This is a genomic window from Pseudomonas sp. ICBG1301 (assembly GCF_016918385.1).
GTDB lineage: Bacteria > Pseudomonadota > Gammaproteobacteria > Pseudomonadales > Pseudomonadaceae > Aquipseudomonas > Aquipseudomonas palleroniana.
In genome coordinates, this window is sequence record NZ_JAEKGB010000001.1 from 617,146 (window position 1) to 640,178 (window position 23,033).

24 protein-coding genes, 1 tRNA gene and 1 pseudogene are annotated in these 23,033 nt (G+C 58.4%); 19 read left to right on the forward strand and 7 right to left on the reverse strand.

Features of this window, described 5'->3' with window-relative positions:
* Window positions 1–40: 40 nt before the first annotated feature.
* From JBE38_RS02865 to JBE38_RS02890, 6 genes are read left to right on the forward strand one after another with little or no spacing between them, the layout of a single operon-like run.
* Window positions 41–1,594, forward strand: a complete 1,554-nt coding sequence (locus JBE38_RS02865; RefSeq protein ID WP_060756910.1) for a sugar ABC transporter ATP-binding protein — start codon at window positions 41–43, stop codon at window positions 1,592–1,594.
* Window positions 1,591–2,568, forward strand: a complete 978-nt coding sequence (locus tag JBE38_RS02870; RefSeq protein WP_090369844.1) for an ABC transporter permease — start codon at window positions 1,591–1,593, stop codon at window positions 2,566–2,568. Before JBE38_RS02865 ends, JBE38_RS02870 begins: the two co-directional genes overlap by 4 nt.
* Before the next feature lie 3 nt (window positions 2,569–2,571).
* On the forward strand, window positions 2,572–3,594 hold the full coding sequence (locus JBE38_RS02875; RefSeq protein ID WP_090369846.1) for a LacI family DNA-binding transcriptional regulator: 1,023 nt from the start codon (window positions 2,572–2,574) through the stop codon (window positions 3,592–3,594).
* Window positions 3,595–3,617: 23 nt separating this feature from the next.
* On the forward strand, window positions 3,618–4,535 hold the full coding sequence (rbsK, locus tag JBE38_RS02880) for a ribokinase (RefSeq protein WP_205343514.1): 918 nt from the start codon (window positions 3,618–3,620) through the stop codon (window positions 4,533–4,535).
* A complete protein-coding gene (rbsD, locus tag JBE38_RS02885; RefSeq protein WP_205343515.1) occupies window positions 4,532–4,936 on the forward strand; it encodes a D-ribose pyranase in 405 nt (134 codons plus the stop codon). The genes rbsK and rbsD overlap by 4 nt, the downstream gene beginning before the upstream one ends.
* A gap of 28 nt (window positions 4,937–4,964) precedes the next feature.
* Window positions 4,965–5,981, forward strand: a complete 1,017-nt coding sequence (locus JBE38_RS02890) for a nucleoside hydrolase (protein ID WP_205343516.1) — start codon at window positions 4,965–4,967, stop codon at window positions 5,979–5,981.
* Window positions 5,982–6,016: 35 nt separating this feature from the next.
* On the opposite strand, the gene JBE38_RS02895 is transcribed toward JBE38_RS02890, so the two are convergent.
* Window positions 6,017–6,223 carry a hypothetical protein gene (locus JBE38_RS02895; RefSeq protein ID WP_060756904.1) on the reverse strand — a complete coding sequence of 69 codons (207 nt, stop codon included), beginning with the start codon at window positions 6,221–6,223 and terminating at the stop codon, window positions 6,017–6,019.
* Window positions 6,224–6,379: 156 nt separating this feature from the next.
* Here JBE38_RS02895 and JBE38_RS02900 point away from each other — a divergent pair, with 156 nt between their 5' ends.
* The gene (locus JBE38_RS02900; protein WP_060756903.1) at window positions 6,380–6,685 is read left to right on the forward strand and encodes a hypothetical protein; all 306 of its coding nucleotides are present in this window, start codon (window positions 6,380–6,382) and stop codon (window positions 6,683–6,685) included.
* A gap of 144 nt (window positions 6,686–6,829) precedes the next feature.
* Window positions 6,830–7,150, forward strand: coding sequence for an I78 family peptidase inhibitor (locus JBE38_RS02905; protein ID WP_090369850.1), 321 nt, complete (start codon window positions 6,830–6,832; stop codon window positions 7,148–7,150).
* A gap of 70 nt (window positions 7,151–7,220) precedes the next feature.
* On the opposite strand, the gene JBE38_RS02910 is transcribed toward JBE38_RS02905, so the two are convergent.
* Both JBE38_RS02910 and JBE38_RS02915 read right to left on the reverse strand, forming a co-directional pair.
* Window positions 7,221–7,433 (reverse strand): cold-shock protein, encoded by a 213-nt coding sequence (locus JBE38_RS02910; protein WP_003234260.1) that lies wholly within the window; start codon window positions 7,431–7,433, stop codon window positions 7,221–7,223.
* A 289-nt stretch (window positions 7,434–7,722) separates the two neighbouring features.
* Window positions 7,723–8,037: a hypothetical protein gene (locus JBE38_RS02915; protein WP_081087091.1), complete on the reverse strand. Its 315-nt coding sequence runs from the start codon at window positions 8,035–8,037 to the stop codon at window positions 7,723–7,725.
* Between the two features lie 365 nt (window positions 8,038–8,402).
* On the opposite strand from JBE38_RS02915, the gene thrS reads away from it, so the two are divergent.
* From thrS to JBE38_RS02960, 9 genes are all read left to right on the forward strand, one after another.
* Window positions 8,403–10,325, forward strand: coding sequence for a threonine--tRNA ligase (thrS, locus tag JBE38_RS02920; RefSeq protein ID WP_205343517.1), 1,923 nt, complete (start codon window positions 8,403–8,405; stop codon window positions 10,323–10,325).
* The gene (gene infC, locus JBE38_RS02925) at window positions 10,325–10,876 is read left to right on the forward strand and encodes a translation initiation factor IF-3 (protein WP_174554058.1); all 552 of its coding nucleotides are present in this window, start codon (window positions 10,325–10,327) and stop codon (window positions 10,874–10,876) included. The genes thrS and infC overlap by 1 nt, the downstream gene beginning before the upstream one ends.
* 60 nt (window positions 10,877–10,936) lie before the next feature.
* The gene (gene rpmI, locus JBE38_RS02930) at window positions 10,937–11,131 is read left to right on the forward strand and encodes a 50S ribosomal protein L35 (protein ID WP_002553160.1); all 195 of its coding nucleotides are present in this window, start codon (window positions 10,937–10,939) and stop codon (window positions 11,129–11,131) included.
* 30 nt (window positions 11,132–11,161) lie between these two features.
* On the forward strand, window positions 11,162–11,518 hold the full coding sequence (gene rplT, locus JBE38_RS02935) for a 50S ribosomal protein L20 (protein WP_003174975.1): 357 nt from the start codon (window positions 11,162–11,164) through the stop codon (window positions 11,516–11,518).
* Window positions 11,519–11,627: 109 nt separating this feature from the next.
* Window positions 11,628–12,644, forward strand: coding sequence for a phenylalanine--tRNA ligase subunit alpha (gene pheS / locus JBE38_RS02940; protein WP_205343518.1), 1,017 nt, complete (start codon window positions 11,628–11,630; stop codon window positions 12,642–12,644).
* Window positions 12,645–12,670: 26 nt separating this feature from the next.
* The gene (pheT, locus tag JBE38_RS02945) at window positions 12,671–15,049 is read left to right on the forward strand and encodes a phenylalanine--tRNA ligase subunit beta (protein ID WP_161549288.1); all 2,379 of its coding nucleotides are present in this window, start codon (window positions 12,671–12,673) and stop codon (window positions 15,047–15,049) included.
* A gap of 3 nt (window positions 15,050–15,052) precedes the next feature.
* Window positions 15,053–15,355 carry an integration host factor subunit alpha gene (gene ihfA / locus JBE38_RS02950; protein ID WP_002553164.1) on the forward strand — a complete coding sequence of 101 codons (303 nt, stop codon included), beginning with the start codon at window positions 15,053–15,055 and terminating at the stop codon, window positions 15,353–15,355.
* Entirely contained in the window at window positions 15,336–15,692 is a 357-nt protein-coding gene (locus JBE38_RS02955; RefSeq protein WP_003174972.1) for a MerR family transcriptional regulator, read from the forward strand. The genes ihfA and JBE38_RS02955 overlap by 20 nt, the downstream gene beginning before the upstream one ends.
* A 90-nt stretch (window positions 15,693–15,782) precedes the next feature.
* A tRNA-Pro gene (locus JBE38_RS02960) sits at window positions 15,783–15,859 on the forward strand.
* 79 nt (window positions 15,860–15,938) lie between these two features.
* On the opposite strand, the pseudogene JBE38_RS02965 reads toward JBE38_RS02960, so the two are convergent.
* Window positions 15,939–16,367 (reverse strand): annotated as a pseudogene (locus JBE38_RS02965) (tyrosine-type recombinase/integrase); the annotation flags it as partial.
* A 540-nt stretch (window positions 16,368–16,907) separates the two neighbouring features.
* On the opposite strand from JBE38_RS02965, the gene JBE38_RS02970 reads away from it, so the two are divergent.
* On the forward strand, window positions 16,908–17,108 hold the full coding sequence (locus JBE38_RS02970) for a hypothetical protein (RefSeq protein ID WP_090369857.1): 201 nt from the start codon (window positions 16,908–16,910) through the stop codon (window positions 17,106–17,108).
* A 748-nt stretch (window positions 17,109–17,856) separates the two neighbouring features.
* On the opposite strand, the gene JBE38_RS02975 is transcribed toward JBE38_RS02970, so the two are convergent.
* Window positions 17,857–18,054 carry an NADPH-dependent FMN reductase gene (locus tag JBE38_RS02975; protein WP_090369861.1) on the reverse strand — a complete coding sequence of 66 codons (198 nt, stop codon included), beginning with the start codon at window positions 18,052–18,054 and terminating at the stop codon, window positions 17,857–17,859.
* A gap of 466 nt (window positions 18,055–18,520) precedes the next feature.
* Between JBE38_RS02975 and JBE38_RS02980 the strand changes: the two genes are divergently transcribed.
* The gene (locus JBE38_RS02980) at window positions 18,521–19,384 is read left to right on the forward strand and encodes an amidohydrolase family protein (protein WP_090369863.1); all 864 of its coding nucleotides are present in this window, start codon (window positions 18,521–18,523) and stop codon (window positions 19,382–19,384) included.
* Between the two features lie 107 nt (window positions 19,385–19,491).
* Here the strand turns inward: JBE38_RS02980 and JBE38_RS02985 are convergent, their stop codons facing one another.
* Both JBE38_RS02985 and JBE38_RS02990 read right to left on the reverse strand, forming a co-directional pair.
* Window positions 19,492–20,817, reverse strand: a complete 1,326-nt coding sequence (locus JBE38_RS02985; protein WP_205343519.1) for an LLM class flavin-dependent oxidoreductase — start codon at window positions 20,815–20,817, stop codon at window positions 19,492–19,494.
* 2 nt (window positions 20,818–20,819) lie between these two features.
* Window positions 20,820–23,012 carry a TonB-dependent receptor gene (locus JBE38_RS02990; protein WP_205343520.1) on the reverse strand — a complete coding sequence of 731 codons (2,193 nt, stop codon included), beginning with the start codon at window positions 23,010–23,012 and terminating at the stop codon, window positions 20,820–20,822.
* Between the last annotated feature and the right edge of the window lie 21 nt (window positions 23,013–23,033).

Sequence of the window (23,033 nt, forward strand, 5' to 3'; positions counted from 1 at the left end):
AGCGTCCGCTCGTCCTGAGCGGGCGCCTGGAGATTTTCCTATGTCATCTTCCGCCCCGAACGCTGTCCTCTCGGTCAGCGGTATCGGCAAAACCTATGCCCAACCGGTTCTGGCCGACATCACCCTGACGCTCAATCGCGGGGAAGTGCTGGCGCTGACCGGTGAAAACGGTGCAGGTAAAAGCACGCTGTCGAAGATTATCGGCGGGTTGGTCACGCCGACCACCGGGCACATGCAGTTCAACGGTCAGGATTACCGCCCGGCCAGCCGTACCCAGGCCGAAGAGCTGGGCGTGCGCATGGTCATGCAGGAACTCAACTTGCTGCCGACGCTGACCGTGGCCGAAAACCTGTTCCTGGATAACCTGCCCAGCCGGTGCGGCTGGATCAGCCGCAAGCAACTGCGCACGGCCGCAATCGAAGCCATGGCCCAGGTTGGCCTGGACGCCATCGACCCGGATACACTCGTCGGCAGCCTGGGTATCGGGCATCAACAAATGGTCGAGATTGCGCGCAACCTGATCGGCGATTGCCATGTGCTGATCCTCGACGAGCCCACGGCCATGCTCACCGCGCGTGAAGTCGAGATGCTGTTCGAGCAAATCACCCGCTTGCAGGCTCGCGGCGTGGCGATCATCTACATTTCGCACCGGCTCGAGGAACTGGCCCGTGTTGCCCAGCGCATTGCGGTACTGCGTGATGGCAAGCTGGTCTGCGTCGAGCCGATGGCCAACTACAACAGCGAGCAACTGGTCACCCTGATGGTGGGCCGTGAGTTGGGTGAGCAGATTGACCTGGGCCCGCGGACCATTGGTGGTCCCGCCTTGACCGTGAAAGGGCTGACCCGTTCGGACAAGGTTCGCGATGTGTCCTTTGAAGTGCGCGCCGGCGAAATCTATGGCATCTCCGGCTTGATCGGCGCCGGCCGCACTGAGCTGTTGCGCCTGATCTTTGGTGCCGACCTGGCCGACAGCGGCACCATTGCCCTGGGCTCGCCTGCCCAGGTAGTGAGCATTCGTTCGCCAGTGGACGCGGTGGGGCATGGGATTGCCTTGATCACCGAGGACCGCAAAGGTGAAGGTTTGCTGCTGACCCAATCCATCAGCGCCAACATCGCGCTGGGCAACATGCCCAAGATTTCCGGTGGTGGCGTGGTGAACAACCGTGACGAAACCGCCTTGGCCAAGCGTCAGGTAGATGCCATGCGCATCCGCAGCTCCAGCCCGGCGCAATTGGTCAGCGAGCTGTCGGGTGGCAACCAGCAGAAAGTCGTGATTGGTCGCTGGCTGGAGCGCGATTGTGCGGTGATGCTGTTCGACGAACCGACCCGTGGCATCGACGTTGGTGCCAAGTTCGACATCTATGCCTTGCTGGGCGAGCTGACTCGCCAGGGCAAGGCGCTGGTGGTGGTGTCCAGCGATCTGCGAGAGCTGATGCTGATCTGTGATCGGATCGGCGTGCTCTCCGCCGGACGCCTGATCGAAACCTTCGAGCGCGACAGCTGGACCCAGGACGAGCTGCTTGCCGCCGCCTTTGCCGGCTATCAAAAACGTGATGCGCTGCTCAACGATGCAGTGCTTAGGGATACCCCATGAAAACAACAACTTCCCCCGGCAAAACCGGCGGTAACTTCTACGGCCTGGGTACCTACCTGGGCCTGGCCGGTGCCTTGCTGGCGATGATTGCGCTGTTCTCGGTGCTCAGCGACCACTTCCTGTCCTATGACACCTTCAGCACCCTGGCCAACCAGATTCCGGACCTGATGGTGCTGGCGGTGGGCATGACCTTCATCCTGATCATCGGCGGTATCGACCTGTCGGTGGGCTCGGTGCTGGCGTTGGCCGCATCGGCGGTCAGCGTGGCGATTCTCGGCTGGGGCTGGAGCGTGTTGCCGGCCGCCATACTCGGCATGGGTTGCGCGGCGCTGGCCGGCACTATCACCGGCTCGATCACCGTGGCCTGGCGGATTCCGTCGTTCATCGTCTCGCTCGGTGTGCTGGAAATGGCGCGGGGCGTGGCCTATCAGATGACCGGCTCGCGCACCGCTTACATCGGTGACTCGTTTGCCTGGTTATCCAACCCGATTGCCTTTGGTATTTCTCCGTCGTTCATCATTGCGTTGCTGGTGATCATCGCGGCGCAACTGGTGTTGACCCGTACGGTATTCGGTCGTTACCTCATTGGTATCGGCACAAACGAGGAGGCTGTGCGTCTGGCGGGGATCAATCCCAAGCCCTACAAAATCCTGGTATTCAGCCTGATGGGGTTGTTGGCCGGTGTTGCGGCGTTGTTCCAGATCTCGCGCCTTGAAGCGGCAGACCCGAACGCCGGTTCCGGCCTGGAGCTGCAAGTGATCGCCGCTGTGGTGATCGGCGGTACCAGCCTGATGGGTGGGCGCGGTTCGGTCATCAGTACCTTTTTCGGGGTGTTGATTATTTCGGTGCTGGCGGCTGGCCTTGCGCAGATCGGTGCTACGGAACCCACTAAACGCATCATTACCGGTGCTGTCATTGTGATTGCCGTGGTCCTCGATACCTATCGCAGCCAGCGCGCCAGTCGGCGGGGCTGAACCATGGCAACGATCAAGGATGTGGCGGCGCTTGCGGGTATTTCCTATACCACGGTGTCCCATGTGGTGAACAAGACGCGCCCGGTCAGCGAGCCGGTACGTGTCAAAGTCGAGGCGGCGATCAAGCAGTTGGACTACGTGCCCAGCGCCGTTGCGCGCTCGCTCAAGGCCAAGACCACGGCCACCATTGGCTTGCTGGTGCCCAATAGCCTCAACCCGTACTTTGCGGAGCTGGCGCGGGGCATCGAGGATTACTGCGAGCGCAATGGCTATTGCGTGATTCTCTGCAACTCCGACGACGACGCTGAAAAACAGCGCAGTTATTTGCGCGTGTTGCTGGAAAAACGCGTCGACGGCTTGATCGTGACGTCCGTGGGCGGCGATGACAGTGGTCTTGCCGCCGGCTTGAGTGCGGTGCGCACGCCCATGGTGATTGTCGACCGGGCGTTGGATGGCATTGATGTCGATCTGGTACGCATCGATCACGAAGAGGGCGCTTATCTCGCCACCCGCCACCTGCTGGAACTGGGGCATCGGGACATCGCCTGTATCGGTGGTCCGGTGCATACCCGGGTAGCACAGATGCGTCTGGCGGGTTACCAGCGCGCGTTGCGCGAGGCGGGCGTCGAAGTGTCGGCCAGCCGTATCCTGGTAAGTGACTTCACCAGCACCGGAGGTTATGCCGCAGCCGTGCAGTTGTTGTCGGGAAACCCGCCCAGTGCGATTTTCGCCAGCAACGATATGATTGGTTTTGGCGTGCTGCGCGCCGCCGCGGAGCGCAATCTGCGTGTGCCGGGCGAACTGTCGGTGATCGGTTTCGATGACATTCAGATGGGGCGCTATGTCTACCCCGCGCTGACGACGGTCGGGCAGTCGATCCTGCAATTGGGCGAGACGGCGGCCGAATTATTACTGCAACGAATAGCAACCCCCCAACTGCCGATCGATCAACGCATCGTGACGCCCAGCATTGTTTTGCGTGAGTCGACCGCGCCATTGGCCGATGTGTTCGCCCAATACCGCTGAACCGAATTGATGAGTACTGATGTATGCCAGCAAAAGTAGTGGTAATAGGCAGCTTGAACATGGACCTGGTCACCCGCGCCAGTCGTTTGCCACGTGCCGGTGAAACCCTGATCGGCCAGACGTTTTCCACCGTTCCCGGCGGCAAGGGCGCGAACCAGGCCGTCGCAGCGGCCCGCCTGGGGGCGGATGTCGCGATGGTCGGTTGCGTCGGCACTGACGCCTACGGCAGCCAATTGCGGGAAGCGCTGCTGGTGGAGGGGGTCGATTGCCAGGCGGTCAGTGCCGTGGAAGGCTCCAGCGGTGTGGCGTTGATCGTGGTGGATGACAGCAGCCAGAACGCCATTGTGATTGTGGCGGGCAGCAACGACCAGTTGACGCCAGCGTCTCTGAAAAGCTGCGACGCGGTGTTACAGGCGGCAGATGTGATCATCTGTCAGCTTGAGGTGCCGATGGATACCGTTGGGCAGGCGCTCAAGCGGGGGCGTGAGCTGGGCAAGACAGTCATTCTCAACCCCGCCCCGGCAAGCGCACCGTTGCCTGCCGAGTGGTATAGCTCGATCGATTACCTGATCCCAAATGAAAGTGAGGCCACTGCCCTCAGCGGTGTGACGGTTGACTCGCTCGACAGCGCCAAGGTCGCCGCGACCGCGCTGATCAAGGCGGGGGCGGGCAAGGTCATCATCACCCTTGGAGCCCAGGGAGCACTGTTTGCCGACGGCAAAGGCTTCGAACACTGGGTGGCGCCGAAGGTCAAGGCGGTCGATACCACGGCCGCTGGCGATACCTTTGTCGGTGGCTTTGCCGCCGCGCTGGCCGCAGGCAAGAGCGAGGCCGAGGCGATCCGTTTCGGCCAGGTGGCGGCGGCGTTGTCAGTGACCCGTGCCGGTGCTCAGCCATCCATTCCTACACTGCAAGACGTACAAGGTTTTGTGCCCTCATGAAAAAGACACCTTTGCTGAATATCGCCCTGTCGCGGGTCATCGCATCGCTGGGCCATGGTGACATCCTGGTTATCGGTGATGCGGGTCTGCCGGTGCCTCCCGGCGTGGAGCTGATCGACCTGGCGCTGACCCAGGGTATTCCGGATTTCATCAGCACCTTGCGCATCGTGCTGAGCGAAATGCAGGTTGAAAGCCACGTGCTGGCGGAGGAAATCCTGCTTAAACAACCGCCTGCACTGGGCGAGCTTGATAGGCTCGCAGAGCAGGCGGCGCTGGGTGAAAGGCGCCTGCTCAGCCATGACCAATTCAAGCAACTGAGCCGCAATGCCCGTGCGGTCGTGCGCACGGGCGAGTGCCAACCTTATTGCAATATCGCGCTGGTGTCCGGCGTAACGTTCTAGCGTCCCCCCTTATGACAAGGAGTGTTTTATGCATACCCTGAAAAACCTGTTCCGGAGTGTTCTGCTTTTGTCCGCGCTCACTGCTGCAAGCGCCCAAGCGGCGGAAAAAATCGACCTGATCATCGACACCGACCCGGGGGCCGATGATGTGGTGGCGTTGCTGTTTGCCATGGCCTCGCCGGAGGAGTTGAAGATTCGTGCGCTGACCACCGTCGCCGGTAATGTGCGCCTGGACAAGACCTCTCGCAATGCGCGCCTGGCACGTGAGTGGGCCGGGCGCGAAGATATTCCGGTGTACGCAGGTGCGCCAAAACCGCTGCTGCGCACACCGATCTACGCAGAGAATATTCATGGCAAGGAAGGGATTTCCGGCGTCACCGTGCACGAGCCCAAGAAGGGCCTGGCCGAAGGCAATGCCGTTGACTACCTGATCAAGACCCTGAGCAGCGCCGCGCCGCACAGCATCACCATCGCCATGCTTGGCCCACAGACCAACCTGGCGCTGGCGTTGACCCAGGCGCCGGAAATCACCCAGGGCATCAAGGAAGTCGTTGTGATGGGCGGCGCGCATTTCAATGGCGGTAATATTACGCCCGTGGCCGAGTTCAACCTGTTCGCCGATCCGGTCGCGGCTGAGATCGTGCTCAAAAGTGGTGTGAAGCTGACTTACCTGCCGCTGGACGTAACTCATAAGGTCCTCACCAGCGATGCCCGTCTTAAAAAGATTGCCGACCTGAATAACAACGCGAGCAAGGTGGTCAGCGCCATTCTGAATGAGTATGTCAAAGGCGATATGGAGCACTACGGGATTCCGGGTGGTCCGGTCCATGATGCTACCGTGGTGGCGTACCTGCTCAAGCCTTCGCTGTTCAGCGGGCGCGAGGCCAATATGGTCGTAGACAGCCGTGAGGGCCCCACCTTCGGCCAGACCATCGTCGACTGGTACGACGGCCTCAAGCAGCCGAAGAATGTATTCTGGGTCGAGAACGGCGACGCCCAGGGCTTTTTCGATCTGCTGACCGAGCGCCTGGCGCGTCTGAAGTAGGGTGCTTGACCCGGTCGACGTTCGTCGTCCGGTCCTTAATCGCGCGTTTGCGCCCCCATGTAGTCGGCCGGGTATTTCTCGAATACCTGGCCGATGAACGCTTGTGCCGCCTGTGTGCCCAGTTCCTTGACCAGCAGGTCTATACCAATGATCGCCAGTTCTTCAGCGCTTCCAGGGCTGTAGGAGCTTTGGCCTTGGGGCCACTTGGCTTTGATATCGGCTTGGAGCGTTACGGTGGTCATGGAAATCTCACGGGCTGAAAATACGGGGCAATGCACTGGAAAGCGGTTCCAGCGGGCGCAGTTAAGCATTTTGCAGGGCATTTGGCACTGCTACTTAGGCATGAGGGAGGGGGCTGTGCGACACTGGCGCCCTGTTTAACGGCCGGGAAACTGCGCGTGCAAATCGATTTGAACAAGCCCGATAACCTTACGCTGGAGGCTGTGCGCCAACTGCTTGGCAGCGCCAGTGACGATGAACATACCCAATTGCGGGTCAGCAAGGCGGGCATCGCCTACATCTCGTCAGGGGTGGTCGGAGGGGCTGAGGTTGATGGCCTGCTGTTTCGCCTGGAGACCTGGGCCAAAGGGTCCGGCTATGTCGGCATCGTGGCGGCCAGCGATGAAGTCTGGGTCATGCAGATTTTCAACGCACTCAAACAGAACTGGCCAAAACCAGCGTCCGACTATATCGATATCTACTGAATACGTTCATATCTAGTCACGATTGACCGGGCGCCTGCCGGCTGTGAGTCAGGCAGACTTGCGCGCAGGCGGTTAACGTCTTGAAACCAATCGCCTTGACTGCTGTCGCACGATCTCTGTCCATTTTTTATCATAGGAGGCTTCATGCCTTGGAAGCTCGCATCATTCGGTACTTTGTTGGCAGCACTCGCGTTGGCGGGTTGCAGCACCCCAGGTGCCTCTGAGCCAGGCAAAGATGCCACCGTGACCGATGCCGGTCATAGCCGCTGTGAGTCGAAGGCCGCCGAGTTCGCGATCGGCCAGAAAGCCTCGCCGCAACTGCTGGAACAGGCGCGTACGCGTGCCGGCGCGCAGAACGCACGTATCCTCAAGCCCAACGATATGATCACGCTGGAGTATCGCTCCGATCGCTTGAACCTGAACACCGACGACAACCTGGTGATCACGCGGGTCAATTGCGGCTGATAGCGCCTCTTTTGTAGCGCCCATAAAAAACCCCGTCACATGGACGGGGTTTTTTTAGCTCAGCGGGGAATTACTCGCCGCGAACTTGTGCAGCTTGCATACCCTTTTGGCCTTTCTCAGCCACGAAGGAAACGGTTTGGCCTTCTTTCAGGCTTTTGAAACCGTCGCTTTCGATAGCTTTGAAGTGTACGAACAGGTCGTCACCGCCACCTTGAGGAGTGATGAAGCCGAAGCCTTTTTCATCGTTGAACCATTTAACGGTGCCGGTTTGGCGATTAGACATGGTGTATCTCCAAGAAACATATATTTTCAGTAGTACTGTGCTGCTCAGGCCAACTGGGCACACCGAGCTATCATAGTCGAAATGTTCGACTTGGGAGCCCCCCCAAGGCACTGTTTGCTCATCAATAGCGCTGCATTGCGGGTTTGGATCGGCTGAAAGCCCCGATTTACGGGGCTTTGGCTCGAAATATCAACTGATAAAAAAAGCCGTAAAAGCTGCGTATTTTGTGAGAAATGGCAGTTTTTGGGCTGTTTTGCTCAGCGCAAAGCAGTGGTGTCAGTGGAAAATCTTACTTTTTCTTCACGACTTTGCAGGACGAAATTGCCGCGACGGCTTTGTTTTTAAGCTCCGGGCTGGCGTTCTGGTTGGTCATGAGTTCCTTGATTTCGGCGGTGCTCAATTCTGCGTTGATCTTGTCAGCGCCGCATTCGCAGTGAGTCTTTGCGGTTTTGGCATCCACATTCTGGCTGGCTGCCGCGCTGCAGTCATTAATAAAGCTGTCCCGTGCGCCCGCTGGCCAGTTCGAGGGGGCTGCTGCCTGCGCGCCGAGCGAAAGGAGGGTCAGGGAGGCAGCGAGGGCGAGGCTGGAGGTAAAACGCATCATGAAATGCTCCTGGGGTTTGAGGACGAACGGCAATTCTCAGTGGGTTTGAGGGGTAGCGTACAGCTCAAGTTCACTTTCGTGACCATAAAGCCTGGAATTTGCTATTGCATGAAGAGGCGCCAGCACGATGACCGTTCATCTGTGATAGCATCCGCCTCCTGGCTATTCCAAGGCGCGCCATTTGCCGCCTCGCCATGTCTTTTTAGCTCACTCCAGTCACTCTGGTTCGATTATCGGTTGGCCGAAAGGCTCCTGCCGCTGTAAGGCAGGCGTTCATCACTGAACGGCCTGGTGTTGGATCTTGTACTGGCTCATCCCAACCCACGTGACCTTTGGTAGGGGTCACCACTAGGAGAGGAGGCGCCATGCCAACTATTACTCTTCCCGACGGCAGTCAACGTTCATTCGATCATTCGGTTTCCGTAGCCGAGGTCGCCGCATCCATTGGTGCGGGCCTTGCCAAGGCCACCGTGGCCGGCAAGGTCGACGGCAAGCTGGTTGACGCCAGCGACCTGATCACCCGCGATGCCAGCCTGCAAATCATCACGCCCAAGGATCAAGAGGGGCTGGAGATCATTCGCCACTCTTGCGCACACTTGATTGGCCATGCGGTCAAGCAACTGTATCCGACCGCGAAGATGGTCATCGGCCCGGTCATCGACGAAGGCTTCTATTACGATATCGCCTACGAGCGTCCTTTTACTCCGGACGACCTCGCGGCCATCGAGCAGCGCATGCATGCGCTGATTGAAAAAGATTACGACGTGATCAAAAAGGTCACGCCGCGCGCCGAAGTGATCGAGGTGTTCACTGCCCGTGGCGAAGACTACAAGCTGCGCCTGGTCGAAGACATGCCGGACGAGCAGGCCATGGGCCTGTACTACCACGAAGAATACGTCGACATGTGCCGTGGTCCGCATGTGCCGAACACGCGCTTCCTGAAGTCGTTCAAGCTGACCAAGTTGTCCGGCGCCTACTGGCGTGGTGATGCGAAGAACGAGCAGCTGCAGCGGATCTACGGCACTGCGTGGGCTGACAAGAAGCAGCTGGCAGCCTACATCCAGCGCATCGAAGAAGCCGAAAAACGCGATCACCGCAAGATCGGCAAGCGCCTGAACCTGTTCCACCTCCAGGAAGAAGCGCCGGGCATGGTGTTCTGGCACCCGAACGGCTGGACTCTGTATCAGGTGCTTGAACAGTACATGCGCAAGGTCCAGCGCGAAAACGGCTACCTGGAGATCAAGACGCCTCAGGTCGTTGATCGCAGCCTGTGGGAGAAATCCGGGCACTGGGCCAACTATGCCGACAACATGTTCACCACCCAGTCGGAAAACCGCGACTACGCCATCAAGCCGATGAACTGCCCTTGCCACGTGCAGGTGTTCAACCAGGGCCTGAAGAGCTACCGCGAGCTGCCGATGCGCCTGGCGGAGTTTGGTGCCTGCCACCGTAACGAGCCCTCGGGTGCGCTGCACGGCATCATGCGTGTGCGCGGCTTCACTCAGGATGACGCCCATATCTTCTGCACCGAAGAGCAGATGCAGGCGGAATCCGCCGCGTTCATCAAGCTGACCATGGACGTTTATCGCGATTTCGGCTTTACCGAAGTCGAGATGAAGCTGTCCACTCGTCCGGAAAAACGCGTCGGTTCCGACGAGCTGTGGGATCGCGCAGAGTCGGCACTGGCCGCAGCGCTCGACAGTGCGGGGCTTGCGTACGATCTGCAGCCGGGTGAGGGCGCGTTCTACGGTCCGAAGATCGAGTTCTCGCTGAAAGATTGCCTTGGTCGCGTCTGGCAGTGTGGTACCCTGCAGCTCGATTTTAACCTGCCGATCCGTCTGGGCGCCGAATACGTCTCCGAAGACAACAGCCGTAAACACCCGGTTATGTTGCACCGGGCGATCCTCGGTTCGTTCGAACGGTTCGTCGGGATCCTGATCGAGCACTACGAGGGTGCGTTCCCGGCGTGGCTTGCTCCGACCCAGGCAGTGATCATGAATATCACTGATAAACAGGCAGATTTTGCCGCTGAAGTTGAAAAAACTCTCAACGAAAGCGGGTTTCGTGCCAAGTCCGACTTGAGAAATGAAAAGATCGGCTTTAAAATCCGCGAGCATACCTTGCTCAAGGTTCCCTATCTTTTGGTTATTGGAGACAGGGAAGTCGAGATGCAGACTGTCGCTGTGCGTACTCGTGAAGGTGCTGACCTGGGCTCGATGCCCGTCGCCCAGTTCGCTGAGTTCCTCGCGCAAGCGGTTTCCCGGCGTGGTCGCCCAGATTCGGAGTAATTATTATTAAGCGTGAAATGAGACAAGATAAACGAGCTGCACCGAAAGCCCCGATCAACGAGAATATCTCGGCACGCGAGGTTCGGTTAATTGGCGCTGACGGCGAGCAGATTGGCATCGTCTCTATTGATGAAGCGCTTCGTATCGCTGAAGAGTCCAAATTGGACCTGGTGGAAATCTCCGCCGACGCAGTCCCGCCTGTTTGCCGGGTGATGGACTACGGCAAGTCGATCTTCGAAAAGAAGAAGCAGATTGCTGCGGCGAAGAAGAACCAGAAGCAGATTCAAGTAAAAGAAATCAAGTTTCGTCCAGGGACGGAGGAAGGGGATTACCAGGTAAAACTGCGCAACCTGGTACGTTTCCTGAGTGATGGGGACAGGGCCAAGGTATCCTTGCGATTCCGCGGCCGTGAGATGGCCCACCAGGAGCTGGGGATGGAACTCCTCAAGCGGGTTGAACAAGACCTGCTCGAGTACGGTTCGGTCGAACAGCATCCTAAGATGGAAGGACGCCAGCTGATCATGGTCATCGCCCCGAAAAAGAAGAAGTAATCAACAGGGCACGGCAGGCCTTCTGATTATGTTTATCAACTGAATGCGGAGTATCCGAACATGCCAAAGATGAAGACTAAAAGTGGTGCTGCTAAGCGGTTTCTGAAAACTGCTAACGGTATCAAGCACAAGCACGCTTTCAAGAGCCACATCCTGACCAAAATGTCGACCAAGCGTAAGCGTCAACTGCGCGGTAGCAGCTTGCTGCATCCGTCTGACGTGGCAAAAGTCGAGCGCATGCTGCGCCTTCGTTAATTTTTGGATCAAGAATAGAGGAAGTAACTCATGGCTCGTGTAAAGCGTGGCGTCATTGCCCGTAAGCGTCACAAAAAAATTCTGAAACTTGCTAAAGGCTACTACGGCGCGCGTTCACGCGTATTCCGTGTTGCCAAGCAAGCGGTAATCAAGGCAGGCCAATACGCCTACCGTGACCGTCGTCAGAAAAAACGTCAGTTCCGCGCTCTGTGGATCGCTCGTATCAATGCTGGTGCTCGTGTTAACGGTCTGTCCTACAGCCGTTTCATCGCTGGCCTGAAAAAAGCGTCCATCGAAATCGACCGTAAGGTTCTGGCTGAACTGGCCGTGAACGAAAAAGCGGTGTTTGCTGCGATTGTCGAGAAAGCTAAAGCCACCTTGGCTTAAGTACCCCCGACAGTCACCCTGGGCTGCTCCTGCAACCCAAGGTGGTAAACGTCTTAAATAGGGGAAGAGCCTTCAAGCTCTTCCCCTATTTTGTATCTGGAGTCTGTACATGGAAAACCTGGACGCGCTCGTCGCTCAAGCTCTTGAGGCTGTGCAAAGCGCTGAAGATATCAATGCCCTGGAGCAAATCCGGGTTCACTACCTTGGCAAGAAGGGTGAATTGACTCAGGTGATGAAGACCCTGGGAAATTTGCCGGCTGAAGAGCGCCCACAAGTCGGTGCGCTGATCAACGTCGCCAAGGAGCGTGTCACAGAGGTTCTCAATGCGCGCAAGGCGTCGCTCGAAGAGGCTGACCTTGCAGCCAAGCTCGCGGCCGAGTCCATTGACGTAACCTTGTCTGGCCGTGGCCAGGCCTCGGGCGGTCTGCATCCGATCACCCGGACTCTGGAACGTATCGAACAGTTCTTCACCCATATCGGCTACGGCATTGCCGAAGGTCCTGAGGTCGAAGACGACTATCACAACTTCGAGGCGCTCAACATCCCAGGCCATCACCCGGCCCGGTCGATGCACGACACCTTCTATTTCAACGCGAACATGCTGTTGCGCACCCATACCTCGCCGGTACAGGTCCGCACCATGGAAGCGAACAAACCGCCGATCCGCATCGTCTGCCCAGGCCGTGTGTACCGTAGCGACTCGGATATCACCCACTCGCCGATGTTCCACCAGGTCGAAGGCCTGCTGGTCGATCGCGACATCAATTTCGCCGACCTCAAAGGCACTATCGAAGAGTTCCTGCGGGTGTTCTTCGAGAAAGAGCTGGCGGTGCGCTTCCGTCCTTCGTTCTTCCCGTTCACAGAGCCATCCGCCGAAGTTGATATGGAATGCGTGATGTGCAGCGGCAAAGGCTGCCGCGTCTGCAAGCAGACCGGCTGGCTGGAAGTGATGGGCTGCGGCATGGTGCACCCTAACGTGCTGCGTATGTCCGGGATCGACCCGGAAGAGTTCTCGGGCTTTGCCTTCGGCATGGGCGTTGAGCGTCTGGCCATGCTGCGTTACGGCGTGAACGACTTGCGTCTGTTCTTCGACAACGACTTGCGGTTCCTCGCGCAATTTCGCTAGTCGTAACGAATCTTTAGGAGAGCAGGATGAAATTCAGTGAACAATGGCTGCGTGGCTGGGTAAGCCCGCAGGTAGATCGCGACGAGCTGGTTGCCCGTCTGTCGATGGCCGGCCTTGAGGTCGATAGTGTGACGCCGGCCGCCGGTGTTTTCAGCGGCGTGGTGGTGGGCGAGGTGTTGAGCACCGAGCAGCATCCCGATGCCGACAAATTGCGTGTGTGCCAGGTCAGCAATGGCGCCGAAACCTTCCAGGTCGTGTGCGGGGCACCGAATGTGCGCCCGGGCCTGAAGATTCCGTTCGCGATGATCGGTGCTCAATTGCCCGGCGACTTCAAGATCAAGAAGGCCAAACTGCGCGGTGTCGAGTCCAACGGCATGCTGTGCTCCCAGGCTGAACTGCAGGTGGGCGAGGGCAATGATGGCCTGATGGAACTGCCGGCTGATGCGCCGGTGGGCCAGGACATCCGCGTTTACCTGGAGCTGGAAGATGCCAGCATCGAGGTCGACCTGACTCCGAACCGTGGCGACTGCCTGTCCCTGGCGGGCCTGGCGCGTGAAGTCGGCGCGTTGTACAACGCACCCGTCACGCGCCCGGTTGTAACCCCGGTAGCGGCAGTGCACGACGAAGTGCGTTCCATTGAAGTGCTGGCGCCAAACGCTTGCCCACGTTACCTGGGGCGTGTGGTCCGTAACGTCGACCTGTCCAAGCCAACCCCATTGTGGATGGTTGAGCGTCTGCGCCGTGCCGACGTGCGCAGTATTGATGCTGCCGTCGACATCACCAACTACGTGATGCTGGAGTTGGGCCAGCCGCTGCACGCCTTCGATCTCGCCGAAATCAACGGTGGTATCCGCGTACGCATGGCTGAGGAAGGCGAAAAGCTGGTTCTGCTCGACGGCCAGGAAGTTGCCTTGCGTGCCGATACCCTGGTCATCGCTGACCATTCCCGCGCCCTGGCGATTGCCGGCGTGATGGGGGGCGAGCACAGCGGCGTGTCTGCGACCACTCGCGATGTTTTCCTGGAAAGCGCGTTCTTCGATCAGATTGCTATCGCTGGCAAGGCGCGTTCCTACGGCCTGCACACCGACGCTTCGCATCGCTACGAGCGTGGCGTGGACTGGAAGCTGGCCCGTGAAGCCATGGAGCGTGCTACTGGCCTGCTGCTGGAAATCACCGGAGGCGAAGCCGGTCCGATCACTGAAACCGTCAGTGAGCAGCACCTACCTTCTGTTGCGCCGATCACCCTGCGTGCCAAAAGCGTTGAACAGATGCTTGGCCTGGTCATTGACCCCGCTGAAATCGAGCAACTGTTGTCGGCCCTCGGCCTGGGCATTTCCTCGAGTGGGGAAGGCCAGTGGCGCGTTGAAGTGCCGAGCCATCGCTTCGATATCAGCCTGGAAGTTGACCTGATCGAAGAACTGGCCCGCCTGTACGGTTACAACCGCTTGCCGGTTCGTTATCCGCAAGCACGCCTGGCGCCGCAACCCAAGGCCGAGGCGCGTGCGCACCTGCCTGAGCTGCGTCGTCTGCTGGTCGCCCGTGGCTATCAGGAGGCGGTAACCTACAGCTTCATCGATCCGAAACAGTTCGAACTGTTCAACCCAGGTGTTGAACCGCTGCTGCTGGCTAACCCGATCTCCAACGACATGGCGGCCATGCGTTCGTCGCTGTGGCCGGGTCTGGTGAAAGCACTTTCGCACAACCTGAACCGTCAGCAAGATCGCGTGCGCATGTTTGAAAGCGGCTTGCGGTTTGTGGGGCAACTGGACGGGCTGAAGCAAGAGCCGATGCTGGCCGGTGTCGTCTGCGGTAGTCGCTTGCCGGAAGGCTGGGCGCAAGGCCGCGATGCCGTGGACTTCTTCGACGTTAAAGCTGATGTGGAAGCGGTATTGGGCTTCGCCGGTGCACTGGACGACTTTACGTTCGTGCCAGGCAGCCACCCGGCGTTGCACCCAGGCCAGACCGCGCGTATCGAGCGAGAAGGGCGCCTGGTGGGCTTCCTGGGTGCCATTCACCCCGAGCTGTCGAAAACCCTGGGCCTTGATCGTCCGGTCTTCGTGTTCGAGCTGGTCCTGGCTGAAGTGGCTTCGGGCAAAATGCCTAAATTCAGCGAGTTGTCGCGCTTCCCTGAAGTGCGCCGCGACCTGGCCCTGATCGCTGACCGTGAAGTCGCCGCCACTGCCGTTCTGGATGTAATCCGTGAAAATGCAGGGGAATGGCTGACAGACCTCAGGCTATTTGACGTCTATCAGGGTAAAGGTATTGATCCGCATAGAAAAAGCCTTGCAGTTGGCTTGACCTGGCAGCATCCATCGCGCACTCTTAATGACGATGAGGTGAATACCACGACACAAAATATCCTCACCTCGCTCGAACAAAGGTTGAACGCCACGTTAAGGAAGTGACGTATGGGGGCTTTGACGAAAGCTGAGATGGCGGAACGTCTGTACGAAGAGCTGGGTCTGAACAAGCGCGAGGCCAAGGAATTGGTCGAGCTGTTTTTTGAAGAAATCAGGCACGCTCTGGAAGACAATGAGCAGGTCAAGCTGTCCGGTTTCGGCAATTTTGACCTGCGGGACAAACGCCAGCGGCCTGGCCGCAATCCAAAAACGGGAGAAGAAATCCCGATCACGGCTCGCCGTGTGGTCACCTTTCGTCCAGGGCAGAAGTTGAAGGCCCGAGTTGAGGCTTATGCTGGAACCAAGTCATAACGACGAGCTACCCGTCATCCCAGGCAAACGCTACTTCACCATTGGTGAAGTCAGCGAGCTCTGTGCGGTAAAACCGCACGTGTTGCGCTATTGGGAGCAGGAGTTTCCTCAACTCAACCCCGTCAAACGCACCGGGAACCGTCGGTATTATCAGCGCCAGGACGTGCTGATGATCCGACAGATCCGTGCCTTGCTGTACGACCAGGGGTTCACCATCAGCGGCGCGCGTCAGCGTATGTCCGGTGATGAAGCCAAAGACGACACCACCCAATACAAGCAACTGATCCGCCAGATGATCTCCGAACTCGAAGATGTGCTGGTGGTTTTGAAGAAATAATTCCGGCTTTTAAAATACTTCCACATTTCAAAAGCTTGCGGTATATTCCTCATCGCTTCGTTGCGAAGCGAACCCAGTAACACGCCTAGTCGGGGCGTAGCGCAGTCCGGTAGCGCACTAGCATGGGGTGCTAGGGGTCGAGTGTTCGAATCACTCCGTCCCGACCATATATTTCAATGATTTAGGCCAATGTTCACAGCATTGGCCTTTTTCATGTGCGTGACATTTGCGTGACTTGTCCAATTTTCACGCCTGCTTCCTCTTCAAAATTGTCAGGACCGGTCCTCGCGAATCGGTTGCTGATACCATGTTCGCAGCTTCGATCAGATGCCCGAGCTCAGCGCCCGAGTAACGACTGGTGATGCTGCCGTTCTTGTGTCCAAGCAGTGCCTTGCGGTCTTCCTCGGTTACGCCCGCTGCACGCAGTCGGCGGCCAAACGTGTGTTTGAGATCATGGGTCCTTATGGATGCATACCCAGGGTGAGCGGGGCGAAGGTTTTCCTCCTGCCAGAGTTTCGCCGCTCTCACCCGTGCCTTCTTCCAGGCCGAGTCGTTCATACGGTGCGTCGCGGTTCCGTTGTATGGGAAAACCCATTCCTTGCTGATACCGCGCTGCTTTTCAATGATCGACCTGGCCACGCTATTCAGCACCACCAGGGTTTCCCGCGAGCGCTTGAACCAGTACCAAGCTCGGGCAACGCGCGGCACGCTGTAGCTGTCGCCCAGGCGCTGCAGTTTGATGAATGCCACCGGCATCTTGCCGTTATCGTCGCTGAATGCCTGCTCGAACTGAGCCTGCATTGTCTGTGTCATGGCCTTGGCCCCTGTAGATGAAGACGTAGGCGAACCAGAGGGTGGCGATCATGGCGTCACCCGGCGCGCCCACTGGGCGTACGGACCGTGCTCCGTATTCGTATGGGTGGCCATCCAGATCGCTATCCATATGCCATCCCTTCAACTCAAGGCCTTTTGTTTTCGTCCATTGAATGTATGGCGCAGGGTCTTCGCCACCGCCGAAGCTTGGAATATCGAGGTGATACCACTAGCCGCCCTTGTCACGCTCTACGGCAGCCGGCTGGTTCAGACATGACTGCTCCTTTGCTGCTATAGCGGCTGACTTTAAAGGGGGAGGGAATTTTCAAAAGTTGTACGTGGTCTAGGTTGTTGTACAACTATTTCTGGTAGCATTCACTTCGTACCACAGGTGCTCAGACCATGATCAACAATGACGATCTTCGATTTGAATCACACAAACATCTGCTCGAAATTGATGCCTCAGTAGCCGAATTGATGAAGCTCGTTGCCTCCCGAAAGACGGCAGGCGTCGAATGGGTTCAAGCGATCGCTCGTTACGATGCTGCTCACTCCAAGTGGGTGAAGTTTCTTCTGGATGCGGCAATTTCGAATAAGTCTTAACAGACCACATAACGAGATTTCACAACCGTCAGGCAGGTCGGTCACGGGGCCGCTGAGGTAATCCCGCTTCACGAAAAGTGCTTGCCGGGCGATGCCCGGGAGGTGGTTAGGTTTAGAGAGTCGGCTACAGTTCGAAGATGATCCCTAAGGACAGATCTATGACATGCTTTATTTGCGGCGAAAAAGCGCTCGCAACCGATGTTGGCAAGGATTACGAAGAAAGAATTTGTCAAAAATGCGGGCACTATCGAATCACGAGCGCGGCGCTCAGTCTGCTGAGGTCTCGCGATTGGAGCTTCGATGAGGAGTTGGTCAGAGCTTGGCTTGAGCAGCAAAAGCGTCGTGGATTTATACCTACCATAGATGATCACCAGGCAAGTCGATTGATCCGCGTTTAGACCGCCTCATCCTGGCCCTCAGTCATCCGCACTCAACAGTGCAAAGAAAGCTTCAATTTTGTTTTCTGTAGGCATGGGGTAGTCCTTGCCGGGCCATGCCCGGGCGGTGGAGTGGGGGGGGGGGGGGCGACGATATTTGCCGACGTTATGCACCACCTGTTGGGAGTTTTTCCCAGAGGAGCAATGCATGGCACATCTCACAGAGTGGTTGATGTTACTCAGTGCGTTAATCAGCCTGGCAACTGAAATCCTTCGGTGTCGGAGCGGCAGCAAGCGGAAGGAATGATAAAAAGCGGTAAGAAGATGGGCCTCCCCTGAACGGGAGGCCCATTCTTTCGTCTATCCGGCAGTCAGATAATCGAGCGTAGCGCCATGATGGTCTCGGGGGGATCCTCGAACAGGTCCGGGTTGAAGTGTGGCAATTCTCCGATGCCTTCGTAATGTGTGATCAATATCCCTTCGGGGCAGAGACGCTCCGCTGCTCGTAACAAAATTGAGTTGGAAGAGGCCTGACGCAGACTTCCCGAGACAGCGAGCAAACGCGCCATTTCAACACCGTTCGTGGTTTAGGAGTCGCTGGAGTTTGGCACGAGAGCTTGGTCGGGTCAGGCGTAAACTTTCCATTCGCGGTAGGCGTCGCGGCCGCTGCCGTTCCGGGAGATGAACGCTGGGCCCTCTATTTGGTTTATTTAATTAACTAGCTGTCGGTTTTAGATGCCGGGAACGGCCTCGTCAATGTTGAGTCAGCCTGATTTTTAATGATCTGATGTCGCCTAAAATTGCAAGGTTTGCGAGCTTATGAGGAGGGGCGCCGGAGTCAAGGCGAGTCAGTCGGTTTGATCTGCTGCAGAAAATAATTAATTGACGTAACTAATTTGAACAGCTAATTTCGCCTCAACAAAACGGTAGACGCGCCAAAAAACCGAGGCGCCGCATGCCGGTATCGATCCGGATCGGCAACTGGCGAATGTTCGCCGCTAGCTTGCCGTTTGCCTGACTGTTGAAGGAGCTGAAATGAACATCGCCGATCTGGTCGCTATCGATGTGCACACCCATGCCGAGTTCTCCTGTCATGAACCGGATGATGACTATCGCATCGAGTTCGAAGACGCCAAACGCAAATACTTCAAATCCGGTTCACCACCCCCCATCGACGAAACCATTGCTTATTACCGTGAGCGCAAGCTTGGCCTGGTGATGTTCACCGTGGACTGGGAGTTCGAGATCGGGCGCAGGCGGGTGCCCAACGAAGAGGTGGCTCGTGCCGCTCAGGACAACGCTGACATGATGATGGCGTTCGCCAGTGTGGATCCCCATAAAGGAAAAATGGGGGTTCGGGAAATGCGCCGTCTGATCGAGGACTTCGGCATCAAGGGGTTCAAGTTTCATCCGACCTGCCAGGGTTTTTTCCCGAACGATCGCATGGTCTATCAACTGTACGAGGTCATTGCGGAATATGGCTTGCCGGCCATTTTCCACAGTGGCCATTCAGGTGTCGGCAGTGGCATGCCGGGGGGAGGAGGGTTGCGCTTGAAATACTCCAACCCTATGCACCTGGACGATGTCGCAGCGGACTTCCCCGAGATGAAAATCATCCTGGCGCACCCCTCATGGCCTTGGCAGGATGAGGCACTGTCGGTGTGCCTGCACAAACCGAATGTCTACATCGACCTGTCGGGGTGGTCGCCCAAGTACTTCCCACCTCAGTTGGTGCAGTACGCCAATACCTTGCTGAAACATAAGATGTTGTTTGGTTCTGACTATCCGTTGATTACCCCGGATCGCTGGATGAAGGATTTCACCCAGGCCGGTTTTAAAGAGGAAGTCCATGCTTTGATTCTGAAAGAGAATGCGATCAAGGTGCTCGGCCTTGGGTGACGGCATTTTTTCAGCAAAGCCATCTCATCCACGAATGCCGCCATCGACAGCGTTTTTGACTTCAATGGCTTTAGGCAGCAGGCGGTTCTGGCAGACAAATCCCCATGTCAGGTCCTTTCAAAACGATTGGCAGGGCGCGCCAAACCGAGGTTTTCACGCAGGGTAGAGCCGGTGTATTCGGTGCGGAAAAGGCCACGCCGTTGCAGTTCGGGCACCACCCACCGGGCGAAATCTTCAAGCCCGCCCGGCAGGTGCGGTACCAGGATATTGAAACCATCGGCCGCGTTGTTTTCGAACCAGTGCTGCAGCTCATCGGCGATCTGCCCAGGTGTGCCAATCACGCTGTAATGCCCGCGGCCACCGGCAATGCGCCGGCCCAGTTGCGCCAGGGTCAGGTGCTCGCGACTGGCTAGCTCGCTGAGCAGTTGCTGACGGCTGCGCTGGCCGCTGTCGGTCAAGGGCAGCTCGGGTAGTGGCCCGTCGAGGGGGTAGCCCGACAGGTCAAAATTGCCCAGCATGCGCCCCAGTAATGCCACGCCGACTTGCGGCTCGACCAGCGCCTGGAATGCCTCGAATTTCGCCTGCGCCTGGGCTTCGGTCTGCCCGACCACGACAAACATGCCCGGCATGATTTTCAGCGAATCTTGCGCACGCCCGTAGCTTTCCAGGCGCCCTTTGAGGTCGGCGTAAAATGCCTGGGCCTGTTCCAGTGACGTCTGCGCGGTAAACACCACCTCGGCGGTTTGCGCCGCCAACTCACGACCGGTTTCTGATGAGCCCGCCTGCACAATCACGGGCTGGCCCTGTGGCGAGCGCGCCACATTCAGTGGGCCTTTGACGCGAAAGTGCTCGCCGACGTGATCCAGCACATGCCGCTTCGCCGGGTCGTAGTAGGTGCCGCTGGCCTTGTCGCGCACGAAGGCATCGTCTTCCCAACTGTCCCACAGCCCGGTCACCACCTGATGGAATTCCCGGGCACGGCTGTAGCGTTCAGCGTGGCCCAGATGTTCGTCGCGGCCGAAATTCTGCGCCTCGGCGGCAGCGTCGGAGGTCACCAGGTTCCAGCCCGCCCGCCCATTGGACAAGTGATCCAACGAGGCGAATTTACGCGCCACATGGTAGGGCTCGTTGTACGTGGTGGTCGCTGTCGCGATCAGGCCGATGTGGTCGGTCACGGCACTCAGCGCCGACAGCAAGGTCAGCGGCTCAAAATGGTCCGAACGCGCCATGTGACTGGCAATCTCGCCCGCGGCCGCTGCAATGCTGTCAGCCACGAACAAGGCATCGAATTTTGCCGCTTCGGCCACGCGTGCCAAATGTTTGTATTGGGCGAAATCCAGCCCGGCATTGGCCGGTACATCCGGGTGACGCCAGGCGGCGACGTGGTGACCGGTGGCCATGAGAAAGGCGCCGAGCTTCAGTTGACGGCTCATGCTCAGAAGTCCTTGCGCAGTTGCACGCCGAAGTAACGTTCATCGTCACGGGGCACGGCGCGGTAGATGTAGTTGCCACCGCTGGCCAGCAGCGGCGAGTAGGACTTGTCGGCAAGGTTCTTGGCGAGGAGGGCCACGCGCCAGCCATGGCTGTAGTCGGCCAGGGCGACGCTGGCATTCCAGATCCCGTAGGCGCCTTGTCGGGTGTCGACGTTCTGGCTGATGTCGTACTGCACTTCGCTCTGCCAGCTGTAGTCGGTGCCCAGTTCGATATCCAGGCCGTTGTCCAAGGGGATGGTGTAGTCGGCGCGGACGTAGCTTTTCCAGTCCGGGCTGAAGGGTAGTGGCTTGCCGTTGACGTTGCAGGTTGCCGCTGCGCCGGCCGGGCAGGCGAACTCATCGATGCGCGCACGGGTATACGCCAGGGCGCCGGAGAGTTTGAGCTGTTGGGTGGCCTGCAAGGCGTAATCCAGCTCGACACCTTCAGTGCTGACGCTGCCGGCGTTGATCAAGCGTGTCACGACCTGGCCGGCAACCGTGTCAAAGAAGTTGGCCTGATAGTTGTCGTAGTCGCTGTGAAACACCGCCAGGTTGGTCGTCAGGCGGTTGTTCCAGGCCGTGGCCTTGACCCCGGCTTCCCAGGTGTTGGAGGTTTCTGGCTTGAGCGCGCTGGTGTCACGCGGTTGCATATTGAAAAACACGTTGTACGCCGGGCCTTTGTAGCCGCGCGAGTAAGTCAGGTAACTGGTGAGGTTGTCGCTGATGTCGTACTGCACGCCCAGGCGGCCGGACCATCCATCCTCGTTCACCGAGCCCGAACTGGACGTGGCAGGTTGAATCCCGCTGACCGTGGTGGCCGAGGTGGAGACACGACGGTGAGCATATTTCAGCTCGTCGTGGGTGTAGCGCAGTCCGGCGATGCCGCGAAAGCGCGAGGTGAAGTTCAGCGTGGTCTCGCCGAATACCGCGCTGCTGTCGCTGGTGGTGCTGTAGTCGGCGACGCCACGGTCGGTGCGCGACGGAGTCGTCAGTGTACGCTGATAGGTTTCTTCATCCTTGCCGTGCATGTAGAACAGGCCACCGACGTATTCAAGAAACTCACCTTTGGGTGAGGCCAGGCGCAGTTCCTGTGAGTATTGATCGAACGCCAGCTCGCCTTTGTCGGCGGTGCCGGGGAACGTGGCAGTCACCGTGCCCAGGCGGTCACCGTCCTGGTACTGAGTGTTATCCCAGCCGCGCCACGCGGTGATCGAGGTCAGGGTGTAGTCGCCAAGGTTCCAGTCCAATTGGGCCGAAAGCCCCTTGTTGGTGTCTTCCACATGGCTGCGGGTGTCGGTGTTGATGTCGCGGTTGTCGCCGGAAGCGCGCACCGGCGCCAGCGCGTTGGCGAACGCCGGGGTCAGGGACTTGCTCACCACGCCGTTTGGCGCGTCGTCGTGGGACTGCATGTAGTCGGCGATCAGGGTCAATTTCACGTCGTCGTTGGGGGTAAATTCCAACTTGCCGCGGATGCCCTTGTGGTTGTAACCGTTTACTTCTTGCCCGTTATGCTTGTTGTCGACATTACCGTCGTAGCTGCCGAACAAGGTGCTGATCGACCCCTTGAGCACATCCGGCACCAGGCTGCCGCCGATGCCGAAACGGGTGCGGCTTTCGTTGCCGCTGTACCAGGACTGGTCGATATAGCCGTGGGGTTCGGCGCTGGGCGCTTTACTGGTGATGTTCAGCACACCGGCCGACGCGTTTTTACCGAACAGTGTGCCTTGCGGGCCGCGCAGCACTTCGACGCGCTCCAGATCCAGCAAGTCCAGGGTGGCCTGGCCGGGGCGGGCGTAGACCACGCCGTCGATCACCGTAGCCACCGTCGGCTCGACACCGGGGGAGGTGGAGATGGTGCCCACGCCGCGCACGAATAGCGAGGTGTCCTTGTTCGAGGCGCCGGTGCGGAAGTTCAGCGACGGTACCTGCTGGGCGATACTGGCCACACCGTTGCGGTTGTCACGCTCCAGTTGTTCGCCATCCAGCACGGAGACGGCCACTGGGACTTTCTGCAGCGATTCTTCACGGCGAGTGGCAGTGACGGTCACGGCGTTGAGCGTCGATTCCTGCTCGTCGGCCGCAAATGCGCCCGGCAAGGGCAGCATGGTGAGGCCGGCGAGAAACAGCAGTTGAGAGTGTCTTGGAAAGTTGTACATGCTTTGCCCGCTCAAAAAATG